Genomic DNA, 20974 nt, shown 5'->3' on the forward strand with positions numbered 1-20974 from the left:
ACCCGCCGGGACCGCAATTGGAGCTTTCCACAAGATGGAATTAAAGTTTCGCGATACAGAATGGAGAGCCCGGTCCCGCCGCGGACCGGACTCGCGGGCGCCTGCGCGCCCTGCTGACCGGCCACCGCCTCGGCCGCCGGGTGCTGCCCTTCGCCGTCCTCGCCGCGGTCGTACTGCCGCTCGCGATCGCCTTCCCGGGCGCCGGGCAGTGGCCCGCCGCGCTCGCCGTGGACCTGTCCGGGCCGCTGGAGCGGGCCGGTGACTGGATCATCGACCACCGCGACAACCACCCGCTCTTCCTCTACTTCTTCGGGCACATCAGCAACGCCGTGGTGGTCTCCGTGCGCGCGGTGTACCTCCTGCTGCTGGCCGCCGGCTGGGCCGGCGTCACCGTACTGGCCGGCCTGGTCGCGCTGCGCCTGGCCGGGCTGCGCCTCGCGCTGACCTGTGTGGCCGCGTTCGCCGCGTGCGGGCTGCTCGGCATGTGGGTGCCGACCATGCAGACCCTCGCCCTGATGGTGGTGGCCGTGGCCGCCTCCGTCCTGGTCGGCGGGCTGCTCGGGCTCCTCGCCGGGCTGTCCCCGCGGGCCGGGCGCGCGCTGCGCCCCGTACTGGACACCATGCAGGTGCTGCCCGCGTTCGCGTACCTGCTGCCGATGGTGATGGTGTTCGGCATCGGCGTGCCCGCCGCCGTGCTCGCCACCGTCGTGTACGCCGCCCCGCCCATGGCCCGGCTCACCGCGCTCGGGCTGCGCGAGGCCGACCCGGGCGTGCTGGAGGCCGCGACCTCGCTGGGCACCACCGGCCGACAGCGGCTGCTGACGGCCCGGCTGCCGCTGGCCCGCCGGCAGATCCTGCTGGGCGTCAACCAGGCCATCATGATGGCCCTGTCGATGGCCGTCATCGCCTCCGTGATCGGTGCGGGCGGCCTCGGCGACCGGGTCTACCAGGCCCTGGCCTCGGTGGACGTCGGCGCGGCCCTGGCCGCGGGCATCCCCATCGTGCTGCTCGCGGTGGCCCTGGACCGCACCGCCGACGCGGCGGGCGCCCGGCTGGGATCCGCCCCCGTGCCCGCCGAGGAGCAGCCCCTGCTGCGGCGGGTGTTCTGCGGCTGGTACGGCCGGCTGCTGACCGTGCTCGCGGCCGTCGCGGTCGCCGTCGTCGCCCGGATGGCGGGCCTCAGCATGTGGCCCGAGTCCTGGACCGTGCCGATCGCCGGCCCGGTCAACAGCGCGGTCGACTGGATGACCGACCACCTCTACTCCGGCGTGCCCTACATCGGCGGGACCGCCGACTGGGCCGCCCGCTTCACCGGCTGGGTGCTCGACCCGATGCGCTCCGGCCTCCAGGCGGCCCCGTGGTGGCTGCTGCTGCTCGTCGTCGGCGCGCTGGCGCTGCTCGTCGGCACCTGGCGTACCGCCTCCACCGCTGTACTCGCGCTCGCCGCGATCGGGGTGCTCGGGGTGTGGGACGCCTCCCTGGACACGCTGTCGCAGGTGCTGGCGGCCGTCGCGGTCACCCTGCTGCTGGGCTTCGCGGTGGGCGCCGCGGTGGCCCGCAGCGACCGTGCGCAGCGGCTGCTGCGGCCGGTGCTGGACGTGTGCCAGACCATGCCGCAGTTCGTGTACCTGATCCCGGTGGTCGCGCTGTTCGGCGTGGGCCGGGCGCCCGCCGCGGCGGCGGCCGTCGTGTACGCGCTGCCCGCGGTGGTGCGCATCACCGCCGACGGGCTGCGCGCGGTGAGCCCGGCGGCCATGGAGTCGGCGCGCTCCCTGGGCGCGACCGGCTCCCAGCAGCTGCGCCAGGTGCAGCTGCCGCTGGCGCGGAACGCGCTGCTGCTGGCCGTGAACCAGGCCGTGGTCCTGGTACTCGCCGTCGTCATCATCGGCGGTCTGGTGGGAGGCGGCGCGCTCGGCTACGACGTCGTGCTCGGCCTCGCCCAGGGCGACCTGGCCACCGGGCTGGTGGCCGGCGCCGCGATCGTCTGCCTCGGTCTGATGCTGGACCGGGTCACCCAGCCCGCCAAGGAGTCCTGACATGCCGAACACCCCGAACACCACCGCCGTACGGGGGCGCCGCGGACACCGGCGCCGGCTGGCCGGCGCGCTGGCCGCCGTCACCTCGCTCGCGGTGCTCACGGGCTGCGGTGCGGCCGACATGACCCGCCAGGCGTCCCCGTACGCCGCCGCGGAGGGCTCCCGTACGGTCACGCTGTCGGTGCAGTCCTGGGTGGGCGCGCAGGCGAACACCGCCGTCGCCGCCTATCTGCTGGAGCACGAGCTGGGCTACCGGGTGGACACCGTCCAGGTGGACGAGGTGCCCGCCTGGGACGCGCTCAGCCAGGGCCGGGTCGACGCGATCATGGAGGACTGGGGCCACCCGGAGCAGGAGCGGCGCTATGTGAAGGACAAGGGGACGATCACGCCGGGCGGCGAGCTGGGCGTGACCGGGCACATCGGCTGGTTCGTGCCGACGTACTTCGCCGAGGCTCACCCGGACGTCACCGACTGGAAGAACCTCAACAAGTACGCCGACCAGCTGGGCACCGCGGAGAGCCGCGGCAAGGGCCAGCTGATGGACGGCTCGCCCTCGTACGTGACCAACGACAAGGCGCTGGTGAAGAACCTGGGCCTGGACTACGAGGTCGTGTTCGCCGGCTCCGAGGCGGCGCAGATCACCCAGATCCGGCAGTTCGCGAAGGAGCGCAAGCCGTTCCTGACGTACTGGTACGAGCCGCAGTGGCTCTTCGAGCGGGTGCCGATGACGGAGGTGAAGCTGCCCGAGTACAAGGAGGGCTGCGACGCCGACGCGGAGAAGGTGGCCTGCGCCTATCCGCGCACCCCGCTGCAGAAGTTCCTGAACACGCGGTTCGCGGAATCGGGCGGGGACGCGGCCGAGTTCCTCAAGAAGTTCCGCTGGAACGTCGAGGAGCAGAACGAGGTGGCGTTGATGATCGCCGAGGAGAAGCTGCCCCCGCAGGAGGCAGCGAAGCGCTGGGTGGAGCGCAACGAGCAGGTCTGGAAGCAGTGGATGGCCTGACCGCGTCCGCGGTCACCTGTTCCTGTACGCCCCGTACAGGAACAGGCCGGCCGCCGCCCCGGCCGCGTACCAGAGCAGATCGGGCGTGTTGAAGGAGGACCCGAGCACCAGCCGGGCCAGGACGCTCCGCCGGGAGAGCTCCGCCGGTATGCCGCTGAGCTGGAGGAATTCGACGGCCCAGCTGACGGCGAGCGCGGCGGCGGCGGCCCGGGGCGGCGACAGCCGGGGCGCGGCGGCGACGACGAGTGCCATGAGCAGGACGGTGTACAGCGCGTCGCCGCCGTACTTGGGCACGCTCCCGGTGCCGGCGGCCCGCAGGGCCAGGCCCGCGGCCACGGTCGCGAGGGCGGCGGCGAGCGCGAGGATGCGGGTCCGGACGGTTTCGCGGGCGGCGGCGGGGAAGTCGGTGCTCATGGGCCCATGGTGCGGGATGCCGGCATCCGAACTCGGCGAACCTCCGCGAACCTCTGCGAATCCTCAAGTCCCTTGCCCCGCACGGAACCAGAACAGGAGCATGATCCTTATGACTGGGTTTCTGACACCGAATACGAAGCACAACTTCGTCGTCCTCATGCGGGACTCGGACACGGTCGGGGCGGCGCTGCGCCAGGCCCTCGCGCAGGCGTCGCCCGAGGAACGGCCGGGCCTGGAGCGGGCCGCGGCGCTCGTGGAGGCCACGGCGGCGGCCACCGAGGGCGCGCTGCGCGCCGGTTGGGTCCGCTCCAAGCTGGCCGGCGTCGGGTTCACCGGGGACATCGACTCGGTGGCGGCCGTGAAGGCGCTGCGCCGGGCGGAGCCGAGGCTGAGCCTGCTGGCGGCGGTGCAGCTGCAGAAGGACGCGGTGGCGCACCCCGAGTGAGGGTGCGGCCGGGGCCGGGGGCCGGGGTCAGGGCGCCTCAGGGGCGGGCCGCGAGGCCGTCCAGCGTGAGGTCGAGCAGGCGCTCCGCCCTCGGCCGGTGCTCCGCGGCCGCCGAGGTGAGGGCGATGCCTTCGAGGGCGGCGACGATATCGGCGGGCGGGACGTCGGTACGGATGGTCCCGGCGGCCGCGCACGCGTCCATGAGCGAGGTGACCGCCTCCTGGACCAGCTCGCGGCTGCGCCCGTACGGGTTGCCGCCCGTCGCGGCGATGGCGCGCAGGGCGTCGATCATGCCGTACTTGGCGGTCACGTAGTCCAGGAAGAGCCGGCTCCAGGCGCGCAGGGCCTCGTCCGGCGTGTGCCGTGCGAGCAGGGCGGGAGCCGCCTCGCACAGCTGGGCCAGCTCGTTGCGGTAGACCGCCTCGACCAGGGCCTCGCGGGTGGGGAAGTTGCGGTACAGCGTCGCGCTGCCGACGCCCGCCTCCTTGGCGATGCGCTCCATCTGTACGTCCAGCCCCTGCGTGGTGAACACGCGTACGGCGGCGGTGAGGATCTTCTCCCGGTTGCGCCGTGCGTCGGCCCGCAGCGGCCGGGGTGCTCCGTCGGTCATCGGTGTGCGCCGAACCCTCTCGTGATCTTTCTCGTGGTCCTTCCGGATTGCCAAACGGGGACTCCCCCACTTAGCGTGAAACAAGTGGGGGCTTCCCCGTTTTCACTGTAGGCCACGGAGAGGTGGTTCCCATGCCGGACTTCGAGGGCAAGGACATCGCGGGCAGGGGCAGCGCGGGCAACGGCATCGAGGGCAAGGTCGTCGCGATCACGGGCGCCGGCAGCGGCATCGGCGCGGCGACGGCCGCCCACCTCGCCGCGCGGGGCGCCCTCCTCGTGCTCGGCGGCCGGAGCGAGGAGCGGCTGCGGGCGGTGGCCGACGCCATCACCGCCGAGGGCGGCACGGCGACGGCCGTCCGCGTCGACGTGACACGCCGCGAGGACCTGCGCCGACTGACGGATGCGGCCGTGGCGGCGTACGGCCGGCTCGACGTCCTCGTCTCCAACGCGGGCACGATGGCCGTCTCCCCCTTCGACGAGCTGCGCCAGGACGACTGGGACGCCATGGTCGCCACGCACATCACGGGCCTCCTCAACGGCATCGGCGCGGCCCTGCCGGTCTTCCGGCGCCAGCGCGCGGGCCACTTCGTCAACGTCGGCTCCACGGCCGCCCACACGGTCAGGTCCCCGCAGGGCGTGTACGCGGCCACGAAGGCGGCGGTCACGGTGCTCACGGAGGGCCTGCGCCAGGAATCGGGCCCGGACCTGCGCGTCACCCTCGTCTCCCCGGGTTTCACCCACACCGAGGGCATCGGCAAGGGGGCCACCCCGGAGGCAGCGGCGGCCCTCCTCCGCCGACGGGACGAAATCGCCATGCCCCCTTCGGCGGTGGCCTCGGCCATCGCCTACGCGATCGAGCAGCCGCCGGGGGTGGACGTGGGCGAGATCGTCGTACGCCCCACGGCCCAGACCTGACACCCCCGTTGCACTCCTTCCGGCCAACTCCGCGACCGGGGGCCGGTGCACGGGCGCGGACTTTCCGTCACCGTATGTGTTTAATCCTCGCCGATTCGGTAACAAGACGTAGTGACAGGCAGTCAGTACCCGACGAAAGGCAGGAAACATGAACCTCGTTACCGTGCTCATCCTCGTCGCGGTCCTCGCAGTCGTCGGCCTCCTGGTCGTCGCCCCCAGCGCGCCCGTGCACCGCAACCCCGTCCCGGGGCGCCGGCGTCGTCGGGTCGGCCACCGCCGCCCGACGGCTCCGCGGTCGACCGGGATCCCCGGACAGCGGGGTATCCAGCACCACGCTCGCTGAGGCGCGGCACCACGGAAGAGGCCGCTGCCGGCGCCCGTTTCGGGCGCCGGCAGCGGCCTTCGCGCGTCTGCGGTTACGTGGCTTGCGTGGATTGCGCGCTCACGCCCTCACGCGCCGAGCCGTGTCAGTACCAGCAAGGTGTCCACCAGGTCCTCCGCCGGCGCCCCCGTGGCCAGGCGCCGCAGCTGCTGGCCGAAGACCAGCGCCACCGCGACTCCCGCCAGCCGCTCGGGATCCGGCACCCCGAGCCGCGTGAGCACCCGCGCCGCCACCAGGTCGTACGCCGCGAAGCATTCGCCCGCGGCGGCGCGCAGCCGCTCGTCCCGACCGGCCTGGACGTAGAGCTCGAAGGGCGCGATGTGCCGGCTGTCGAAGTCGTTGCCGCCCGCGACCTGCGCCACCACCTCGGCCGCCTGCCCGATGTCGAACGCCTCGCCCGCGCACTCGTCGGCGAGCCCCGTGAAATGCCGGGTCTCCTCCGCGACGAACTGCAGCAGGCTCTCCCGCAGCAACTCGTGCTGCGTGGCGAAGTGATAGGTCACGGACCCGAGCGAAACGCCCGCCTCCTTGGCGATCCGCCGGTTGGTGACGGCGGCGATGCCGTCCTGCCCGATGATCCGCAATACGGCGTCGATGATGCTCTGGCGGGTGTCGGAGGCAGCGGGCATGTCGACATTCTGCCGTATCCCCCGGGCGGGCAGTGGACAGGGGACGGCCGGGGTCCATACTGTTCGTTCGAACGAACAGTATGGGCTTCGCCGCACGCACAGGAGACGTTGTGGACATATCCGGATCGAACGTTCTACTCACCGGCGCCACCGGCGGCATCGGTGCCGCCCTGGCCTCCCGTCTCGCCGCCGAAGGGGCCCGGCTCACCCTCACCGGCCGCCGGGAGGACGTGCTCAAGGCCACCGCCGAGGCCACCGGAGCCCGTACCGTCGCCGCCGATCTGGCCCTGCGCTCCGAGGTGGTGCGCCTCGCCGAGACCTGCGCCGACACCGACGTCCTCGTGGCCAACGCCGCCCTGCCCGCCAGCGGCGACCTCCTCGACTACAGCGAGGAGCAGCTCGACCGCGCCCTCGACGTCAACCTCCGCGCGCCCGTCCAGCTGACCCGGCTGCTCACGGAGCGCATGGTGGCCCGCGGGCGCGGTCACGTCGTGCTCATCGGCTCCATCTCCGGCAAGGCGGCCACCCGGTCCACCTCCCTCTACAACGCGACCAAGTTCGGGCTGCGCGGGTTCGCCCTCTCCCTGCGCCAGGAACTCCGGGGCACGGGCGTGGGGGTGTCCCTCGTCCAGCCCGGATTCGTGCGCGACGCGGGCATGTTCGCGGAGACGGGCGCCACCCCGCCGAGCGGCATCCGCACCGTCACCCCCGGGCAGGTGGCCGACGGTGTCGTACGGGCCGTCCGCCGCGACCGGTGCGAGATCAACGTCGCCCCGCTGGAGCTGCGGCTGCTGAGCGCCGTCGCGGGCCAGTTCCCCGGCTTCGCCGAACGCCTCCAGGCCCGCGCGAACCTGGACAACCCCGTCCACCAGATGGTCGAAGCCCAGCGCGCCCACCGCTGAGGCCCGCGCTGACGCCCGCCGCCGGTGACCCCCGGCCGTCGCCGCCCCCTCACCCCGCCCGCGGCCGGGACTGCCGTACGGCGTCGTGGGCGGCCAGGGCCGCGCGCAGCGTCAGGACATCGGCGCCCCGGGAGGCGTCCAGGCCGGTGATGTCGGTGGCCTTGCGCAGCCGGTAGTCGACCGTGTTCGGGTGGATCTGGAGCCGGGCCGCCGCCCGGCGCCGGTCCAGGCTGCACGCGAGGAACGCGCGCAGGGTGTCCAGCAGTTCGGGGCGCGCCTCCAGAGGCCCGAGCAGTGAGGCGAGGCCGTCGCGGGCCGGGCTCGGGCGGCTGAGCTGGTACTCCAGCAGCACGTCGTCCAGCAGGTACAGCCCGGGCCCGCGGCCGGCCGCCTCCGCCACCTCCCGTACCTCCACGGCCAGCCGGGCGGCCTCCGCGACGCCCTCCGGTGCGGCGGCGGCCGCCGCGGCCAGCACCTCGGCCCCGCACATCCGGCCGAGCTCCGCGACCAGCCGGCACAGCCATTCCCGGTCGGCGCGGCCGAATTCCGCGGGCGGGGTCTCGTACGGGATGAGCGCCAGGCCGCCGTCGCCGGACAGGACGGACAGCGGGACGCCCGTGGTGCGGCGCTGGAGTTCGTTGCGCAGCCGCCGGAGCTTGCGGCGGGCGGCCACCGAGTGGTTCACGCCGGGTACGAGCTCGTCCGGATGCGGCCCGATGCTCAGGCTCAGCACCAGGTAGCAGGGCGGGAGGCGGATGCCGGCGCGGTCGGCCGCGGCCTGCGGGCCGCCGCCTTCGAGGAGCCGGGACAGCAGCGACTGCAGGGCGACCTGCTCGTCGCTCAGCGCCATCTGCCGCTCCTGCACATAGCCGGACGCGACCTCGCAGCTGACCAGCCGGAGGTAGGCGAGCATCTGCCGCTGAACCAGGAGGACATCGTCCAGGTCGGCCGGTTCGGCCTCCGCGAAGACATGCGCCGCGCACACCTCCGCGCCGAGGTGGTAGGCGCCGACGACGGCCTCCAGCGGTACGCCCTCGTCGGCGCGCCGCGCCGAGGACTCGCGGATGGCGGCCTGATCGGCGGGGCCGGGCAGCTCGCCGGTGCGCAGGACGTCGGCGACGTTCCGTATGCCGAGGGCGACTTGGCGGGCGATGTCGCCGCGGAGGTGTTCGCCGGGCAGGGTCCCGTAGACGGGCAGCCGCTCGACGAGCCGGACCAGGACCGCACGCTCCAGCGGCCCGGCGGCGGCACGCAGGAGGGTGTGGACCGGTACGCCTCCGAACTGCGGCACCGAGTCGCGTTCCACGGCGTTGGACGCGGTCACAATTCACCTCACCAATTTCTGTAGTCCACCCCGGGGGCGTGCTCGCGCGACGCCCGCATGATGTTTCCGGGACATCTCCTACTGGTTGGTAACACGACCGGCCGGTGGATGACCAGAGGTGGCGGACCGAGGCCACGTCGTCCGTCCGACATCCCCACACCCTCACCGCACCGGAGCCTCGTACCCCGTCCCGTGTGCCGGTCCCCCACCCCCCACCCGCGAATCGAGGCATCATGCCCAAGGCAGGCGTTCGCCTGATCACCCTGGCCGTCACCACCGCGGCCGCCCTGACCGCCCTCCCGGCCGCCACGGCGACGGCGGCTCCCGCGCCCGTACCGGCGCCGGTGGCCGCGGCGGTCGCCGCCAAGGGCGCCGACCCCTTCTACGCGTACGGCGGCAGCGAGCCCCTGTCCTCCTTCGCCCCGGGCACGGTCCTGAAAACGCGGACGCTGCCCTACCACGTGGTCGGCATCCCCACCCCCCTCACCGCGGTCCAGCTGCTCTACCGCACCACCGACGCGCAGGGCCGCCCCTCCGCCAACGTGACCACGGTGGTGCGCAGTCCGGGCGGTGACGGCAGCAAGGCGGTGTCGTACCAGTCGTTCTACGATTCGCTGAACCCGGAGGACGGCCCCTCCCGGGCGATCGCGGGCGGCGTGACCCTCGGCGGGGTCATCCCGAACGTCGAGGCGATCCTGATCGCGCCGCTGCTCGCGCAGGGCTACGACCTGGTCATTCCGGACACCGAGGGCCAGCGGGCGAACTTCGCGGCGGGGCCGGAGTACGGGACGAACACGCTGGACTCGATCCGCGCCGCGACGAAGTCCTCCGGCACCCGGCTGAACTCCTCGACCCGCTTCGGGCTCATCGGGTACTCGGGCGGCGCCATCGCGACCAACTGGGCCGCTGTGCTGGCGCCTTCGTACGCGCCGGAGGTCAACAGCAAGCTGGTGGGCTACGCCGAGGGCGGGCTGCTCGTGAACCCGGCGCACAACCTGCGGTACGTGAACGGCTCGCTGGCCTGGTCGGGGGTCATCCCGATGGCCGTGATCGGCGTGTCCCGCTCCTACGACATCGACCTCAGGTCCTACCTCAACGACTACGGCCTCCAGGTGTACAAGAAGCTGGAGCACGGCTCGATCCTCAACGCCCTCGGGCAGTACCCGGGGCTGACCTGGAAGAAGATGGCCAAGCCGGAGTACGCCGACCCGAATTCCATCCCGGCGTTCGTGGAGGCGATGAACCGGCTCAACCTCGGCTCCGCCGCCACCCCGACCGTTCCCGGCTTCATCGCCCAGGGTGACGCGGGCGTCCTGGAGGGCACCTTCGGCAACCACGCGGGCATCGGCACCGGCGACGGCGTCATGGTCTCGGGGGACGTGCGCACGCTCGCCCGCCAGTACTGCGCGACGGGCACCTCCCCCGTCAAGTACAGCCAGTACGAGGTCCTCAGCCATTTCAGCGCCACGGCCGCCTGGGCCCCCACGGCCCTGACCTGGCTGAACGACCGCTTCGCGGCCCGCCCGGCCCCCTCGGACTGCGGCCGCATCCCGGCCGGCAACTCCCTGGCCCCGGAACGCCCCGCACCCCGCTCCTGACCCGGTCCGGCCGACGGGGTCACCACCTCGTCGGCCGGGGCACGGCCAGGGATCAGTGGGGGATGGTGTCGATGAGTTCGCGGGCGCCCTGGCGGAGGAGGGTGACCGCTACCGAGGTGCCCAGGGTGGCCGGGTCCAGGCGGCCCGCCCACTCGTGGGCGTTCAGGGCGACCTTGCCGTCCGGGGTGAACACCGACGCCCGCAGGGACAGGTCGCCGCCGCGCTCGGCGCGCGCGTAACCGGCGATCGGGCTGTTGCAATGGGCCTGGAGGACATGCAGCAGCGTGCGCTCCGCCAGCATCTCGCGGTGGGTGTCCGGGTGGCCGAGGCCGCTCACGGTGTCGATGAGCGCGGTGTCCTGCTCCCGGCACTGGAGCGCGAGTACACCCGCGCCCAACGGTGGCATGAGCACGTCCACCGGGACGACCTGCGCGATGACGTCCGCGCGCCCGATCCGGTGCAGTCCGGCGACGGCCAGCAGCAGGGCGTCGGCCTCGCCGCGCTCCAGCTTGGCCAGCCGGCTGTTGGCGTTCCCTCGGATCGGTACGCACGTCAGGTGCGGGTACGCCGCCGCCAGCTGGGCGATCCGCCGCACGGAGGAGGTACCCACCCGGGTGCCGGGCGGCAGCCGGTCCAGGGTCAGCCCGGCCGGGTGTACGAGCGCGTCGCGCAGGTCGTCGCGCTCCAGGAACGCCGCGAAGACGGTCCCCGCCGGCAGCGGCCGGTCGGACGGTACGTCCTTGACGCAGTGCACGGCGAGATCGGCCTCGCCGGCCAGGATCGCCGCGTCCACCTCCTTGGTGAACGCCCCCTTGCCGTCGACCTGCCCGAGGTCCCCCATCCACTTGTCGCCGGTGGTCTTCACCGGCAGGACGGTGGTGGCGATCCCCGGGTGCAGCAGGGCCAGTTCGGCGCGTACGCGCTCCACCTGGGCGAGGGCCATGGGCGAGTCGCGGGAGACGATACGGATGAGTTCGGCGGGCACGGGGGCACGATACGCCCCTGGGCGCAGCCCATCCGCCGTATCACCCGCCCGAGCGTTGTCGTACCTGTGTGCCAGAGTCCGCACATGCCCGAGAACACGAAGAACACCCAGGTCACAGCCCCCATGGTGGAGACCGCCGCCCTGACCCTGGACGAGGACGAGCGCACCCAACTGACCGAGCACGTACGCCAGGTACTCGTCGCCGGCTACGCCTCCCGCGAGGAACTGGCCGAGCTGGCCGAGGAGTACCTGATCAGCGGCGACCGCCGCCCCGTCTCCGCCGAGCAGGCGGAGGCCCTGGTCGAGCGGCTGTGGCGCGAACGGCTCGCCGAACAGGCCGGCTGGGAGGGCGAGACCGACCCCGAGCGCGTGTCCCGCGCCTTCGCCGCACTGGACCGGGCGGGCATCACCGCCCGCGAGGACTTCACCTGCTGCCGCAGCTGCGGCTACGCGGAGATCGGCGGCGAGGCGGACCCCGATGCCCGCGGCTTCGTCTACTTCCACACGCAGTGCACCGACTCCGCCGCCGCAGGCTACGGACTCACCCTCTACTACGGCGGCTTCGACGACTCCCCCGCGACCACCACGGCCGTCGGCCACGAGGTCGTGGCCGCCCTGGCCGCCACCGGCCTGTCCGCCGACTGGAACGGCGACCCGGGCCAGTCGATCACCGTCACCGCACTGGACTGGCGCCGGCGCCTCGCCGCCCGGGCGTGACCGGCCGGACCCCCACTGTCAGAGGCAGTTGTGACACTGGGGCCATGACGACCGACGCCGACACCGAACCCGACGCGGAGCCCGGCACCGAGCCGGGATCCGAGCCCGGCTCCGAGCCGGGATCCGAGCCCGGATCCGACAGCGCCTCCGACGGCCGCGTGGACCCGCGGGACCTGCTGCTGCGGACCGACTGGAACACCGTGGCGCACTGCTGCCCCGATGTGGCGCCCGAAACGCCCGTGATCCTGCTGGAGTTGCTGGACGAGGACCCCCGCGTCCAGGGGTACGCCCTGCGGAACCTGGCCGAAACCCTCATCCGCGGGGACGTCTTCCACACGGCCACCGCCCCCGCCGCCCACTATGTGGCCGCGATCCTCGGAGACCCCCGGACCCTCACCGAGGTCACCGACCGGGTCCCGTGGGAGGAGGTGAAGCACGGCCCGCGCACCCCGTTCGAGCTGCGGGTGGGCCTGCTGACCTGGCTCGGGGACGCCACGGTGGAGGCCCTGCGCCAGCGGTCCCGCCCGTACGGGGACGAGGAGGACCTGGAGGCGTTCCTCGCCCTCGCCCCCGAGTTCTACGAGGCCACGCGCCCCCTCCTCACCACCGGCTCCCCGGAGACCCGCGAGGCGGCCCTCGGCGTGATCCTGCCGCTGCTGCGCCTGCCCGCGCTCGCGGACCGCCGGGCCCCGCTGCGCGACGCCGTCCTGACCACGGCCTTCGCCGACGGGCCCCTCCGGCTGCGCGCGATTGACACCCTGCACTCCTGGGGCGAGGACATATCCGCCCTCCTCTGACGCAACGGCCGGGCTCCCCGCTACCGTCTTGGTTACCGGACGGTAAGAAGGGGGATGGTTCGCGATGACGGGTTCTTCCGGCTCCACGGTTCCTTCGGCTCGCGCGGTCACCGGCCTGGTCGGCATGGCCACGGCACTGCGCGAAGGCGACGTATCCGCACGGGAGCTGACCGAGGAGGCGCTGCGCCGGATCGAGGCGGCCCAGCCCCGGCTGAACGCCTTCCGGAGCGTGCGCGCGGAGGCCGCCCTCGCCGAGGCGGACGCGGCGGACCGGCGGCTGGCCGCGGGTGAGCGGCTGCCGCTGCTCGGCGTGCCCGTCGCCGTCAAGGACGACATGGACGTGGCGGGCGAGTACACGGCCTTCGGCTGCCCCGGCACCTTCGCGCCGAAGACCGCCGACAGCGAGGCGGTCCGCAGGCTGCGCGCGGCCGGAGCGGTGATCGTCGGCAAGACCCAGACCCCGGAGCTGGGCCAGTGGCCCTTCACGGAGGGCGGCGCCTTCGGCGAGACCCGCAATCCGTGGAACCCGGCCTACACCCCGGGCGGTTCCTCCGGCGGCTCGGCCGCCGCCGTCGCGGCGGGCCTGGTCCCGGCGGCCCTGGGCTCGGACGGGGCGGGCTCGGTCCGGATCCCCGCCGCCTGGACCCACCTGGTCGGGGTGAAACCGCAGCGCGGACGCATCTCCACCTGGCCGGAGCCCGAGTCCTTCAACGGGCTCACGGTCAACGGAGTCCTCGCGCGCACCGTGGCCGACGCGGCCCTGCTCCTGGACGCGGCCGCCGGCCCGCACCCCGAGGACCTGCACCACCCGGCCCGGATCGCGGCCGCCGAGGCGGTACGGGCGGTCGAGGCCACCGGGCGGACGCCGCGCCGGCTGCGGATCGCGCTGTCCTTCGGCGTGGCCTTCACCGCGACCCCCAAGTCCCTGCACCCGGAGGTGCGCGCGGCGGTGGAGCGGCTGGCCGGGCGGCTGGAGTCGCTGGGCCACGAGGTGGTCCCGGAGGACCCGCGCTACGGCCCCATCGGCCTGACCTTCGTCCCCCGCGCGACCAGCGGCGTACGGGACTGGGCGGCGCGGGTTCCCGATCCGGCGCTGCTGGACCCGCGCACGCACGAGGCGGTGCGGACCGGCCGGATCCTCGGCGGGCCGGTGCTGCGGGCCGCCCGCCGCGCGGAGGCGGTGCTCGGGCGGCGGGTGGGCGAGATCTTCGGGCGCTTCGACGTGGTCCTGACCCCGACGACGGCCACCGGCCCGCTGCGCATCGGGGCGCTGGCCGGGCTGGGCGCGATGGCCACGGACCGGGCGATGATCGCCGCCTGCCCCTATGCCTGGACGTGGAACGTCCTGGGCTGGCCGGGCGTGAACATCCCGGCGGGCTTCACCGGCGAGGGACTGCCCGTGGGGGCCCAGCTGCTCGGCCCGGCGGACTCGGAGCCGCTGCTGCTGGGGCTCGCGGCGCAGGTGGAGGCGGTGGAGCGGTGGGACCGGGCCTGGCCCACCACCCCGTAGGCGCCCCTGCCCCGCCCCCGTGATGTAAGTTCCCTTTAGGAACTCACAAGTCACCAGGAGCGGAGAGTCATGGCACAGGAGACGTGGACGGCCGTGGACGAGTACTTCGACGGGCTGCTCGTCGAGGAGGACGAGGCCCTGCTCCGGGCCGCCGCCGACTCCGAGGCGGCCGGGCTGCCGCCCCACCAAGTGGCCCCGAACCAGGGCAAGCTGCTGCACCTCCTGGCCCGTGTCCGCGGCGCGCGCCGGATCCTGGAGATCGGCACCCTGGGCGGCTACAGCACCATCTGGCTGGCCCGCGCCCTCCCCGCCGACGGGCGGCTGGTCACCCTGGAGGTGGACGAGCACTGCGCCGAGGTGGCCGCCGCCAACATCGCCCGCGCCGGACTGGACCACCTGGTCGACCTGCGGCGCGGGCGGGCCCTGGACCTGCTGCCCGGCCTCACGGACGGCCCGTTCGACCTGGTCTTCATCGACGCGGACAAGCCCTCCAATCCCGCGTACCTGGAGTGGGCCATCAAGCTCACCCGGCCCGGCAGCCTCATCATCGGCGACAACGTGGTCCGCGAGGGCGCCGTGGTCGACGCCGGCAGCTCCGACCCGCGCGTCCAGGGCGTACGCCGGTTCACCGAACTCATCGCCGAGCACCCCCGGTTGACGGCGACCGCCCTCCAGACCGTCGGCAGCAAGGGCTACGACGGCCTCGTCCTGGCCCTGGTCACCGCCTGACCGGCGGCCCGCCGGCCCCGCGCGGGCGAGTAACCTCACCCGGATGACGGCACTTTCCCAGCACAGCGGCGACCGCGCCGACCAGCCCGGCCGCGACGGCGCCACCGCCACCACCGAGGCCGACCCGCACCGCATCGGCCCGGTGCGCACCGAGTACGCCCCGGACCCCGACGGCGACCCGGACCCGGGCGAGATCGTGTGGACCTGGGTCCCCTACGAGGAGAACGACGGCCGCGGCAAGGACCGCCCGGTGCTGGTCGTGGCCCGCGAGCCGGGCGGCCGGACCCTGCTCGCCGTACCGCTGTCCAGCAAGCGGCACGACCACGACCGGGAGTGGGTGCCGATCGGGACGGGGCCGTGGGACAGCGCGGGCCGGGAGTCCTGGGTGGCCGTGGACCGGGTGCTGCGGGTGCACGAGTCGGGGATGCGGCGCGAGGCGTGCGCCCTGGACCGGGGCCGCTTCGGCCTGGTCGTGAACCGGCTGCGCGAGCGGTACGGCTGGCAGTAGCGGGGTGGGCGGCGGGCAGGCGGGCCGAAGCCGCCCGGCCCGCCCGCCGCCGCTCAGCCCGCCGCTCCGCCCGCCCCACAGGCCGCCCCTCAGGCCGTCCCGAAAGAGGCGAAGGCCCGCTCGAACGCCTCCCGCGTCTCCGGAGCGCGGTCCAGCACCGCGAAGACCACCCGGTCGAACACGCCCGCGAACCGCCCCGCCAGCAGCGCGCGGAACGCCTCCGCCACCACCGCCGGGTCGTTGCGGAACACCCCGCAGCCCCACGCGCCCAGCACGAGCCGCCGGTAGCCGTGCAGCGCCGCCACCTCCAGGACGCGTTCCGCGCGCCGGGCCACCGCGCCCGGGATCTCGGCGGCCCGCTCCGGCTCCTGCCGCAGGATCGTTCCGGCGTTCGGGGCGGGCGAGGTCAGGAATCCGGCCAAAAACGGGGACTCCATCAACTCGCCCCGGTCGTCGCGGAACACGGGCACCCCGGGTGAGTGAATCACCCGGTCGGTGTAGAAGGTGCTGACTTCCGCCCGGTGGACCGCGTAGTACTCCGGCACCTCCAGCAGGGTCTCGTACAGGGCCGAGGCGCGGCACAGGGCCTCCTCCTGCGCCTTGGCCCCGCGGACGTAGCCGCCGCCGGGATTCCGGGCCGAGGCGAAGTTCAGGACGGCCACCAGGGCAGACGCACCGGCCTCCCCGGCCGCCTCCGTAAGCCTACGGGCAGCGACCGTACTGCTCTCCCCCGTCACCTCGACGGCCGTAGCCGCGCCCCGCGTCAGCCCGTCATCGTCTGGAATGATCCGGTTCGGCCCATATATCCTGGTTCCGGCCTTGGCCTCCGCCAGGGCGGCGGCGAGCGGAATCAGCCGTCCCGACCGCGTCCGGTAGCTCCCGGCCGCCAGGATTTCCGCGTTCTGCCGCGCGATCTCGCGCAATCTACTGCTCACGCCGCCATCCTCCGCACCTTCTGTTCACGGCGGCAAAGGAATTACTGCCGAAGGGACGGGTAGGCACGGGTGATGTCACGGCCGACGACAGGAGACGAGGACCCGGTCATGCCCCAGGCCCCAGCCGCTCCACCGCACGCGCCCGACCCACCTCCCTCGATCACCGAGACCGAGGCGGAGCACCTGATCCACGGAATATGCTTCAAGACCGGCCCGCCGCGGCTGCTCGGAGCCGAGCTCGAATGGCTCGTCATCGACACCGAGCGCCCCGAGCACCCGGTGACCCCCGAGCGGCTGCGCGCCGCGCACGCCGCCGCCCGTTCCCTCCCCCTGAACTCCCGGCTGACCGTCGAGCCCGGCGGGCAGCTCGAACTGAGCTCGGCCCCGGCCGCCTCCCTCACCGGATGCGTGGACGGCCTCCAGGCCGACCTCACCGCCGTCCGCGCCGCCCTGCGGGAACAGGGCCTGGCCCTGCGCGGGCTCGGCCGTGACACCCGTCTGCCCTACCGCCGGCTGCTCAACAGCCCGCGCTACGACGCGATGGAGGCGTACTTCGACCGCACCGGCCCCGCCGGCCGGGCGATGATGTGCGCCTCCGCCTCCGTGCAGGTGTGCGTGGACGCGGGCCACGAGGAGCCGGGCGCGCTGGGGCACGGCCGGCGCTGGCGGATGGCCCATCTGCTGGGCGCGGTCCTCGTGGCCGCCTTCGCCAACTCCCCCGCGCAGGAGGGCCCGTACGCCGGATGGCGGTGCTCCCGCCAGGGCATCTGGAGCGACCTGGACAGCAGGCGCTCGCTCGCGCCGCCACTGGACGTGGCGCCGCGGGACGGCTGGGTGCGGCAGGCCCTGGACACCGAGGTCATGTGCGTGCGCTCGTACGAGGGCGAATCGTGGGAGGTCCCGCCGGGGACGACCTTCCGCGACTGGCTGCGCGCGGGCGACGCCCCGGGGCTGCGCGCCCCCACCACCGAGGACCTGGACTACCACCTGACCACCCTCTTCCCGCCGGTGCGGCCGCGCGGGCACATGGAGCTGCGCATGATCGACGCGCAGCCCGGCGACGACGGCTGGCTGGTCCCGGTCGCCGTCGTGCACGCGCTGTTCGACGATCCGGAGGCCGCCGAGACGGCCTACCGGGTGACCAAGGCCCTCACCGACGGCTACGGCGCCCGGCCCGCCCCCCGCAATCCGCTCTGGCGGACCGCCGCCCGCGACGGTCTGGCCGATCCGGAGCTGCGGACCGCCGCGACGGCCTGCTTCCGGGCGGCCGCCGAGGCGCTGCCCCGGCTCGGCGCGAGCGCGCATGTCCGGGACACCGTGGGCGAGTTCACCGAGCGCTACGTCCTGCGCGGCCGATGTCCGGGCGACGATCCGCCGCCCGCCCCGTCCACAGGGCAGGAGGCCCGCCGATGACCACCGCATCCGACTCCGGCACGTTCCCCACCGGGCTGCGGGAGCGGGCGGTCGCCTCGCTGACCGCCGCACGCGCCCGGACGGCGGTGCTCACCGACGCCGTCACCGACGCGGACCTCACCGCCCAGCACTCCCCCCTGATGTCCCCGCTGGTCTGGGACCTGGCGCACATCGGCAACCAGGAGGAGCTGTGGCTGCTCCGCCGGGTCGCGGGGCGCGAGTCGCTGCGCCCCGAGATCGACCCGCTCTACGACGCCTTCCAGCACCCCCGCTCCGAGCGGCCCTCCCTGCCGCTGCTCGGGCCCGCCGAGGCCCGGCGGTACGCGGCCGAGGTCCGCGACCGGGTCTTCGACCTGCTGGACCGCACCCCGCTGGAGGGCAGTGCCCTCCTCGACGACGGTTTCGCCTTCGGGATGATCGCCCAGCACGAACAGCAGCACGACGAGACCATGCTGATCACCCATCAGCTGCGGCGGGGGGTGGCGGTGCTGGAGGCCCCGGAGCCCGACGCCCCGTACGATCCGCCGCCGGCCGCCGAAGTGCTCGTACCGGCGGGCCCGTTCACCATGGGCACCTCCACGGAGCCGTGGGCGCTGGACAACGAGCGTCCGGCGCACGTGCGGGAGACGGCGGCCTTCTGGATCGACACCGTGCCGGTGACCAACGCCGCCTATCTGGCCTTCATCGCGGACGGCGGCTACCGCGACCCCCGCTGGTGGGCGCCCGCCGGCTGGGAGCAGATCCGCGAACACGGCATCGAGGCGCCGCTGTTCTGGCGGCAGGAGGGCGGCCAGTGGCTGCGCCGCCGGTTCGGGGTGACCGAGCCGGTGCCCGGCGAGGAGCCGGTGCTGCACGTCAGCTGGTACGAGGCGGACGCCTTCGCCCGCTGGGCGGGGCGGCGGCTGCCGACGGAGACGGAGTGGGAGAAGGCGGCCCGCTACGACCCGGCGACGGAGCGCTCCACCCGCTACCCGTGGGGGGACGCCGACCCGACCCCGGCGCACGCCAATCTGGGGCAGCGCCATCTGCGCCCGGCCCGTGCGGGCAGCTACCCGGCCGGGGCCTCCCCGCTGGGGGTGCGGCAGCTGATCGGGGACGTGTGGGAGTGGACGTCCTCGGACTTCACCGCGTACCCGGGCTTCCGCGCCTTCCCCTACCGGGAGTACTCGGAAGTGTTCTTCGGCCCCGGGCACAAGGTGCTGCGGGGCGGCTCGTTCGCGGTGGACCAGGTGGCCTGCCGGGGCACCTTCCGCAACTGGGACCTGCCGGTGCGCCGCCAGATCTTCTCCGGATTCCGCACGGCGAGGGACGTCTGATGTGCCGTCATCTCGCCTACGTGGGGCCACCGGTGGCGCTCGGCCGGCTGCTGAGCGAGCCCGCGCACTCGCTGGTGCGCCAGTCCTGGGAGCCGCGCCGCCAGCGGCACGGCACGGTCAACGCCGACGGCTTCGGGGTCGGCTGGTACGCGGAGGGCGATCCGGTGCCCGCCCGCTACCGGCGCTCCGGGCCGGTGTGGGGGGACCTGACCTTCACCGACCTGGCCCGCGTGGTGCGCAGCGGTGCCTTCCTGGCCGCCGTACGCGATGCCACGAGGGCCGGGGCGGACGGGGAGGCGGCGGCCGCGCCGTTCGCGGACGGGCCGTGGCTGTTCAGCCACAACGGGGCCGTACGGGACTGGCCGGACGCCGTGGCCCCGCTGGCGGCGGCGCTGCCGCCCGGGGAGCTGCTGCGGCTGCCGGCCCGGTCGGACTCGGCCCTGGTGTGGGCTTTGGTCCTGCGCCGGCTGCGGGCCGGGGACGATCTGGGGACGGCGCTCGCCGAGCCGGTGCGGGAGCTGTCCTCGGCGGCGCCCGGCTCCCGGCTGAACCTGCTGCTGACCGACGGGGCCGCGATCGCCGCGACGGCCTGGGGCGATTCGCTGTGGTATCTGGCCGATCCCGCGGAGCGCCGCACGGTGGTGGCGTCCGAGCCCTACGACGACGACACCCGGTGGTGCGAAGTGCCCGACCGGACCCTGCTGACCGCCACCACCTCGCGGGTCCGTCTGACCCCGCTCAAGGAGAACTGCCCGTGACCAGTTTTCAGTTGACCCGGACCCTCGACGAGCACGCCGCGGATTCCGCCCTGCGCGAGGACGTGCTGCGCGGCCTGGGCCGTACCCCGAAGGCGCTGCCGCCCAAGTGGTTCTACGACGCCCGGGGCAGCGAGCTCTTCGAGGAGATCACCCGGCTGCCCGAGTACTACCCGACGCGCGCCGAGCGGGAGATCCTGCTGGAGCGGGCGGGTGAGATCGCCGCGGTGAGCGGGGCGCGCACCCTCGTGGAGCTGGGCTCGGGCTCCTCGGAGAAGACCCGGCACCTGATCGAGGCGATGCCCGCGCTGGACACGTACGTACCGGTGGACGTGAGCGAGAGCGCGCTGCGCGGCGCGGCCGACACCCTGCTGGCGGCGCATCCGGGGCTGCGGGTGCACGCCCTGCTGGCCGATTTCACGCGGGCCCTGCAACTGCCGGACTCCCCCGGGCCCCGGCTGGTGCTGTTCCTGGGCGGCACGATCGGGAACCTGCTGCCGGCGGAGCGGGCGGTGTTCCTGGCGTCCGTACGGGCCATGCTCTCGCCCGGGGACGCGCTGCTGATGGGCACGGACCTGGTGAAGGAGGAGGCCGATCTGGTCGCCGCCTACGACGACGCGCAAGGAGTGACGGCCGAGTTCAACAAGAACGTGCTGGCGGTCGTCAACCGGGAGCTGGACGCCGACTTCCACACCGCCGACTTCGCGCACGTGGCGGTGTGGAACCGGGAGCAGGAGTGGATCGAGATGCGGCTGCGTGCCCGGTCCGATCTGGTGGTGAAGGTCCGGGCGCTGGATCTGGTGGTGCCCTTCGCCGCGGGCGAGGACATCCTGACGGAGATCTCCGCGAAGTTCCGTCAGGAGGGCGTACGGAAGGAACTCGCCGCGGCGGGGCTGGAGCTGACCCAGTGGTGGACGGACACCGAGGGCCGTTTCGCGCTGTCCCTGTCGGTGGCGGAGGGCCCGCTGGGCTGACCCGCGGCGGCAGCCGTCGCCCCCAGCCCGGGGGGGCCGGCGGCGTCGCGCCCCGGGGGCGGCGCCCCTAGGCCATTG

The 20974-nt window shown here is 73.9% G+C and carries 21 protein-coding genes and 1 pseudogene; 16 read left to right on the forward strand and 6 right to left on the reverse strand.

Features of this window, described 5'->3' with window-relative positions:
* Positions 1-101 precede the first annotated feature (101 nt).
* Positions 102-2036, forward strand: coding sequence for an ABC transporter permease subunit (locus ABZ873_RS30245; protein WP_360878729.1), 1935 nt, complete (start codon positions 102-104; stop codon positions 2034-2036).
* A 121-nt stretch (positions 2037-2157) separates the two neighbouring features.
* The gene (locus tag ABZ873_RS30250) at positions 2158-3039 is read left to right on the forward strand and encodes an ABC transporter substrate-binding protein (protein ID WP_360878732.1); all 882 of its coding nucleotides are present in this window, start codon (positions 2158-2160) and stop codon (positions 3037-3039) included.
* Positions 3040-3051: 12 nt separating this feature from the next.
* Here the strand turns inward: ABZ873_RS30250 and ABZ873_RS30255 are convergent, their stop codons facing one another.
* On the reverse strand, positions 3052-3453 hold the full coding sequence (locus tag ABZ873_RS30255) for a DUF2809 domain-containing protein (protein WP_360878672.1): 402 nt from the start codon (positions 3451-3453) through the stop codon (positions 3052-3054).
* A gap of 109 nt (positions 3454-3562) precedes the next feature.
* Here ABZ873_RS30255 and ABZ873_RS30260 point away from each other — a divergent pair, with 109 nt between their 5' ends.
* Entirely contained in the window at positions 3563-3898 is a 336-nt protein-coding gene (locus tag ABZ873_RS30260) for a hypothetical protein (protein WP_360878675.1), read from the forward strand.
* 37 nt (positions 3899-3935) lie between these two features.
* Here ABZ873_RS30260 and ABZ873_RS30265 read toward each other — a convergent pair whose 3' ends face one another.
* On the reverse strand, positions 3936-4508 hold the full coding sequence (locus tag ABZ873_RS30265) for a helix-turn-helix domain-containing protein (RefSeq protein ID WP_360878678.1): 573 nt from the start codon (positions 4506-4508) through the stop codon (positions 3936-3938).
* A gap of 131 nt (positions 4509-4639) precedes the next feature.
* On the opposite strand from ABZ873_RS30265, the gene ABZ873_RS30270 reads away from it, so the two are divergent.
* Positions 4640-5422 (forward strand): SDR family oxidoreductase, encoded by a 783-nt coding sequence (locus tag ABZ873_RS30270; protein ID WP_360878681.1) that lies wholly within the window; start codon positions 4640-4642, stop codon positions 5420-5422.
* Positions 5423-5570: 148 nt separating this feature from the next.
* The gene (locus ABZ873_RS30275) at positions 5571-5765 is read left to right on the forward strand and encodes a hypothetical protein (protein WP_360878684.1); all 195 of its coding nucleotides are present in this window, start codon (positions 5571-5573) and stop codon (positions 5763-5765) included.
* A 107-nt stretch (positions 5766-5872) separates the two neighbouring features.
* Here ABZ873_RS30275 and ABZ873_RS30280 read toward each other — a convergent pair whose 3' ends face one another.
* Positions 5873-6433: a TetR family transcriptional regulator gene (locus ABZ873_RS30280; protein WP_360878687.1), complete on the reverse strand. Its 561-nt coding sequence runs from the start codon at positions 6431-6433 to the stop codon at positions 5873-5875.
* Between the two features lie 110 nt (positions 6434-6543).
* On the opposite strand from ABZ873_RS30280, the gene ABZ873_RS30285 reads away from it, so the two are divergent.
* A complete protein-coding gene (locus tag ABZ873_RS30285) occupies positions 6544-7335 on the forward strand; it encodes an SDR family NAD(P)-dependent oxidoreductase (RefSeq protein ID WP_360878690.1) in 792 nt (263 codons plus the stop codon).
* Positions 7336-7384: 49 nt separating this feature from the next.
* Here ABZ873_RS30285 and ABZ873_RS30290 read toward each other — a convergent pair whose 3' ends face one another.
* The gene (locus ABZ873_RS30290) at positions 7385-8659 is read right to left on the reverse strand and encodes a helix-turn-helix domain-containing protein (RefSeq protein ID WP_360878693.1); all 1275 of its coding nucleotides are present in this window, start codon (positions 8657-8659) and stop codon (positions 7385-7387) included.
* 233 nt (positions 8660-8892) lie between these two features.
* Between ABZ873_RS30290 and ABZ873_RS30295 the strand changes: the two genes are divergently transcribed.
* Entirely contained in the window at positions 8893-10257 is a 1365-nt protein-coding gene (locus tag ABZ873_RS30295) for a lipase family protein (RefSeq protein ID WP_360878696.1), read from the forward strand.
* A gap of 52 nt (positions 10258-10309) precedes the next feature.
* On the opposite strand, the gene hemC is transcribed toward ABZ873_RS30295, so the two are convergent.
* Positions 10310-11242: a hydroxymethylbilane synthase gene (gene hemC / locus ABZ873_RS30300; RefSeq protein WP_360878699.1), complete on the reverse strand. Its 933-nt coding sequence runs from the start codon at positions 11240-11242 to the stop codon at positions 10310-10312.
* Positions 11243-11398: 156 nt separating this feature from the next.
* On the opposite strand from hemC, the pseudogene ABZ873_RS30305 reads away from it, so the two are divergent.
* The 5 genes and pseudogenes from ABZ873_RS30305 to ABZ873_RS30325 all read left to right on the forward strand — a co-directional run.
* A pseudogene (locus ABZ873_RS30305) lies at positions 11399-11959 on the forward strand (hypothetical protein); the annotation flags it as partial.
* Positions 11960-12003: 44 nt separating this feature from the next.
* Complete coding sequence (locus ABZ873_RS30310; RefSeq protein WP_360878702.1) at positions 12004-12756, forward strand: hypothetical protein; 753 nt, start codon at positions 12004-12006, stop codon at positions 12754-12756.
* 64 nt (positions 12757-12820) lie between these two features.
* On the forward strand, positions 12821-14266 hold the full coding sequence (locus ABZ873_RS30315; protein WP_360878705.1) for an amidase: 1446 nt from the start codon (positions 12821-12823) through the stop codon (positions 14264-14266).
* A 69-nt stretch (positions 14267-14335) separates the two neighbouring features.
* Positions 14336-14995 (forward strand): O-methyltransferase, encoded by a 660-nt coding sequence (locus ABZ873_RS30320; RefSeq protein ID WP_360878708.1) that lies wholly within the window; start codon positions 14336-14338, stop codon positions 14993-14995.
* A 43-nt stretch (positions 14996-15038) separates the two neighbouring features.
* Positions 15039-15503: a type II toxin-antitoxin system PemK/MazF family toxin gene (locus ABZ873_RS30325; RefSeq protein WP_360878711.1), complete on the forward strand. Its 465-nt coding sequence runs from the start codon at positions 15039-15041 to the stop codon at positions 15501-15503.
* Between the two features lie 89 nt (positions 15504-15592).
* Here the strand turns inward: ABZ873_RS30325 and ABZ873_RS30330 are convergent, their stop codons facing one another.
* Entirely contained in the window at positions 15593-16438 is an 846-nt protein-coding gene (locus tag ABZ873_RS30330; protein ID WP_360878714.1) for a TIGR02452 family protein, read from the reverse strand.
* A 108-nt stretch (positions 16439-16546) separates the two neighbouring features.
* On the opposite strand from ABZ873_RS30330, the gene egtA reads away from it, so the two are divergent.
* Genes egtA through egtD form a run of 4 tightly spaced genes read left to right on the forward strand, consistent with a single transcriptional unit; the run spans position 16547 to position 20896 of the window.
* Positions 16547-17851, forward strand: coding sequence for an ergothioneine biosynthesis glutamate--cysteine ligase EgtA (gene egtA, locus ABZ873_RS30335; RefSeq protein WP_360878717.1), 1305 nt, complete (start codon positions 16547-16549; stop codon positions 17849-17851).
* Positions 17848-19167, forward strand: a complete 1320-nt coding sequence (egtB, locus tag ABZ873_RS30340; RefSeq protein WP_360878720.1) for an ergothioneine biosynthesis protein EgtB — start codon at positions 17848-17850, stop codon at positions 19165-19167. The genes egtA and egtB overlap by 4 nt, the downstream gene beginning before the upstream one ends.
* Complete coding sequence (egtC, locus tag ABZ873_RS30345) at positions 19167-19925, forward strand: ergothioneine biosynthesis protein EgtC (protein ID WP_360878723.1); 759 nt, start codon at positions 19167-19169, stop codon at positions 19923-19925. Before egtB ends, egtC begins: the two co-directional genes overlap by 1 nt.
* A complete protein-coding gene (egtD, locus tag ABZ873_RS30350) occupies positions 19922-20896 on the forward strand; it encodes an L-histidine N(alpha)-methyltransferase (RefSeq protein ID WP_360878726.1) in 975 nt (324 codons plus the stop codon). The genes egtC and egtD overlap by 4 nt, the downstream gene beginning before the upstream one ends.
* The last annotated feature ends 78 nt before the right edge of the window (positions 20897-20974 follow it).

Source organism: Streptomyces sp. NPDC047014 (genome assembly GCF_040644195.1).
In the GTDB taxonomy this organism is placed as follows: domain Bacteria; phylum Actinomycetota; class Actinomycetes; order Streptomycetales; family Streptomycetaceae; genus Streptomyces.

Bases quoted from the DNA above. Each gene is read 5' to 3' on its own strand.
- ABZ873_RS30255 (WP_360878672.1), bottom strand. From the start codon at position 3,453: ATGAGCACCGACTTCCCCGCCGCCGCCCGCGAAACCGTCCGGACCCGC.
- egtB (WP_360878720.1), top strand. From the start codon at position 17,848: ATGACCACCGCATCCGACTCCGGCACGTTCCCCACCGGGCTGCGGGAG.
- egtA (WP_360878717.1), top strand. From the start codon at position 16,547: ATGCCCCAGGCCCCAGCCGCTCCACCGCACGCGCCCGACCCACCTCCC.
- ABZ873_RS30280 (WP_360878687.1), bottom strand. From the start codon at position 6,433: ATGCCCGCTGCCTCCGACACCCGCCAGAGCATCATCGACGCCGTATTG.
- ABZ873_RS30260 (WP_360878675.1), top strand. From the start codon at position 3,563: ATGACTGGGTTTCTGACACCGAATACGAAGCACAACTTCGTCGTCCTC.
- ABZ873_RS30250 (WP_360878732.1), top strand. From the start codon at position 2,158: ATGACCCGCCAGGCGTCCCCGTACGCCGCCGCGGAGGGCTCCCGTACG.
- ABZ873_RS30295 (WP_360878696.1), top strand. From the start codon at position 8,893: ATGCCCAAGGCAGGCGTTCGCCTGATCACCCTGGCCGTCACCACCGCG.
- ABZ873_RS30315 (WP_360878705.1), top strand. From the start codon at position 12,821: ATGACGGGTTCTTCCGGCTCCACGGTTCCTTCGGCTCGCGCGGTCACC.
- ABZ873_RS30310 (WP_360878702.1), top strand. From the start codon at position 12,004: ATGACGACCGACGCCGACACCGAACCCGACGCGGAGCCCGGCACCGAG.
- ABZ873_RS30275 (WP_360878684.1), top strand. From the start codon at position 5,571: ATGAACCTCGTTACCGTGCTCATCCTCGTCGCGGTCCTCGCAGTCGTC.
- ABZ873_RS30325 (WP_360878711.1), top strand. From the start codon at position 15,039: ATGACGGCACTTTCCCAGCACAGCGGCGACCGCGCCGACCAGCCCGGC.
- ABZ873_RS30270 (WP_360878681.1), top strand. From the start codon at position 4,640: ATGCCGGACTTCGAGGGCAAGGACATCGCGGGCAGGGGCAGCGCGGGC.
- ABZ873_RS30320 (WP_360878708.1), top strand. From the start codon at position 14,336: ATGGCACAGGAGACGTGGACGGCCGTGGACGAGTACTTCGACGGGCTG.
- ABZ873_RS30265 (WP_360878678.1), bottom strand. From the start codon at position 4,508: ATGACCGACGGAGCACCCCGGCCGCTGCGGGCCGACGCACGGCGCAAC.
- egtC (WP_360878723.1), top strand. From the start codon at position 19,167: ATGTGCCGTCATCTCGCCTACGTGGGGCCACCGGTGGCGCTCGGCCGG.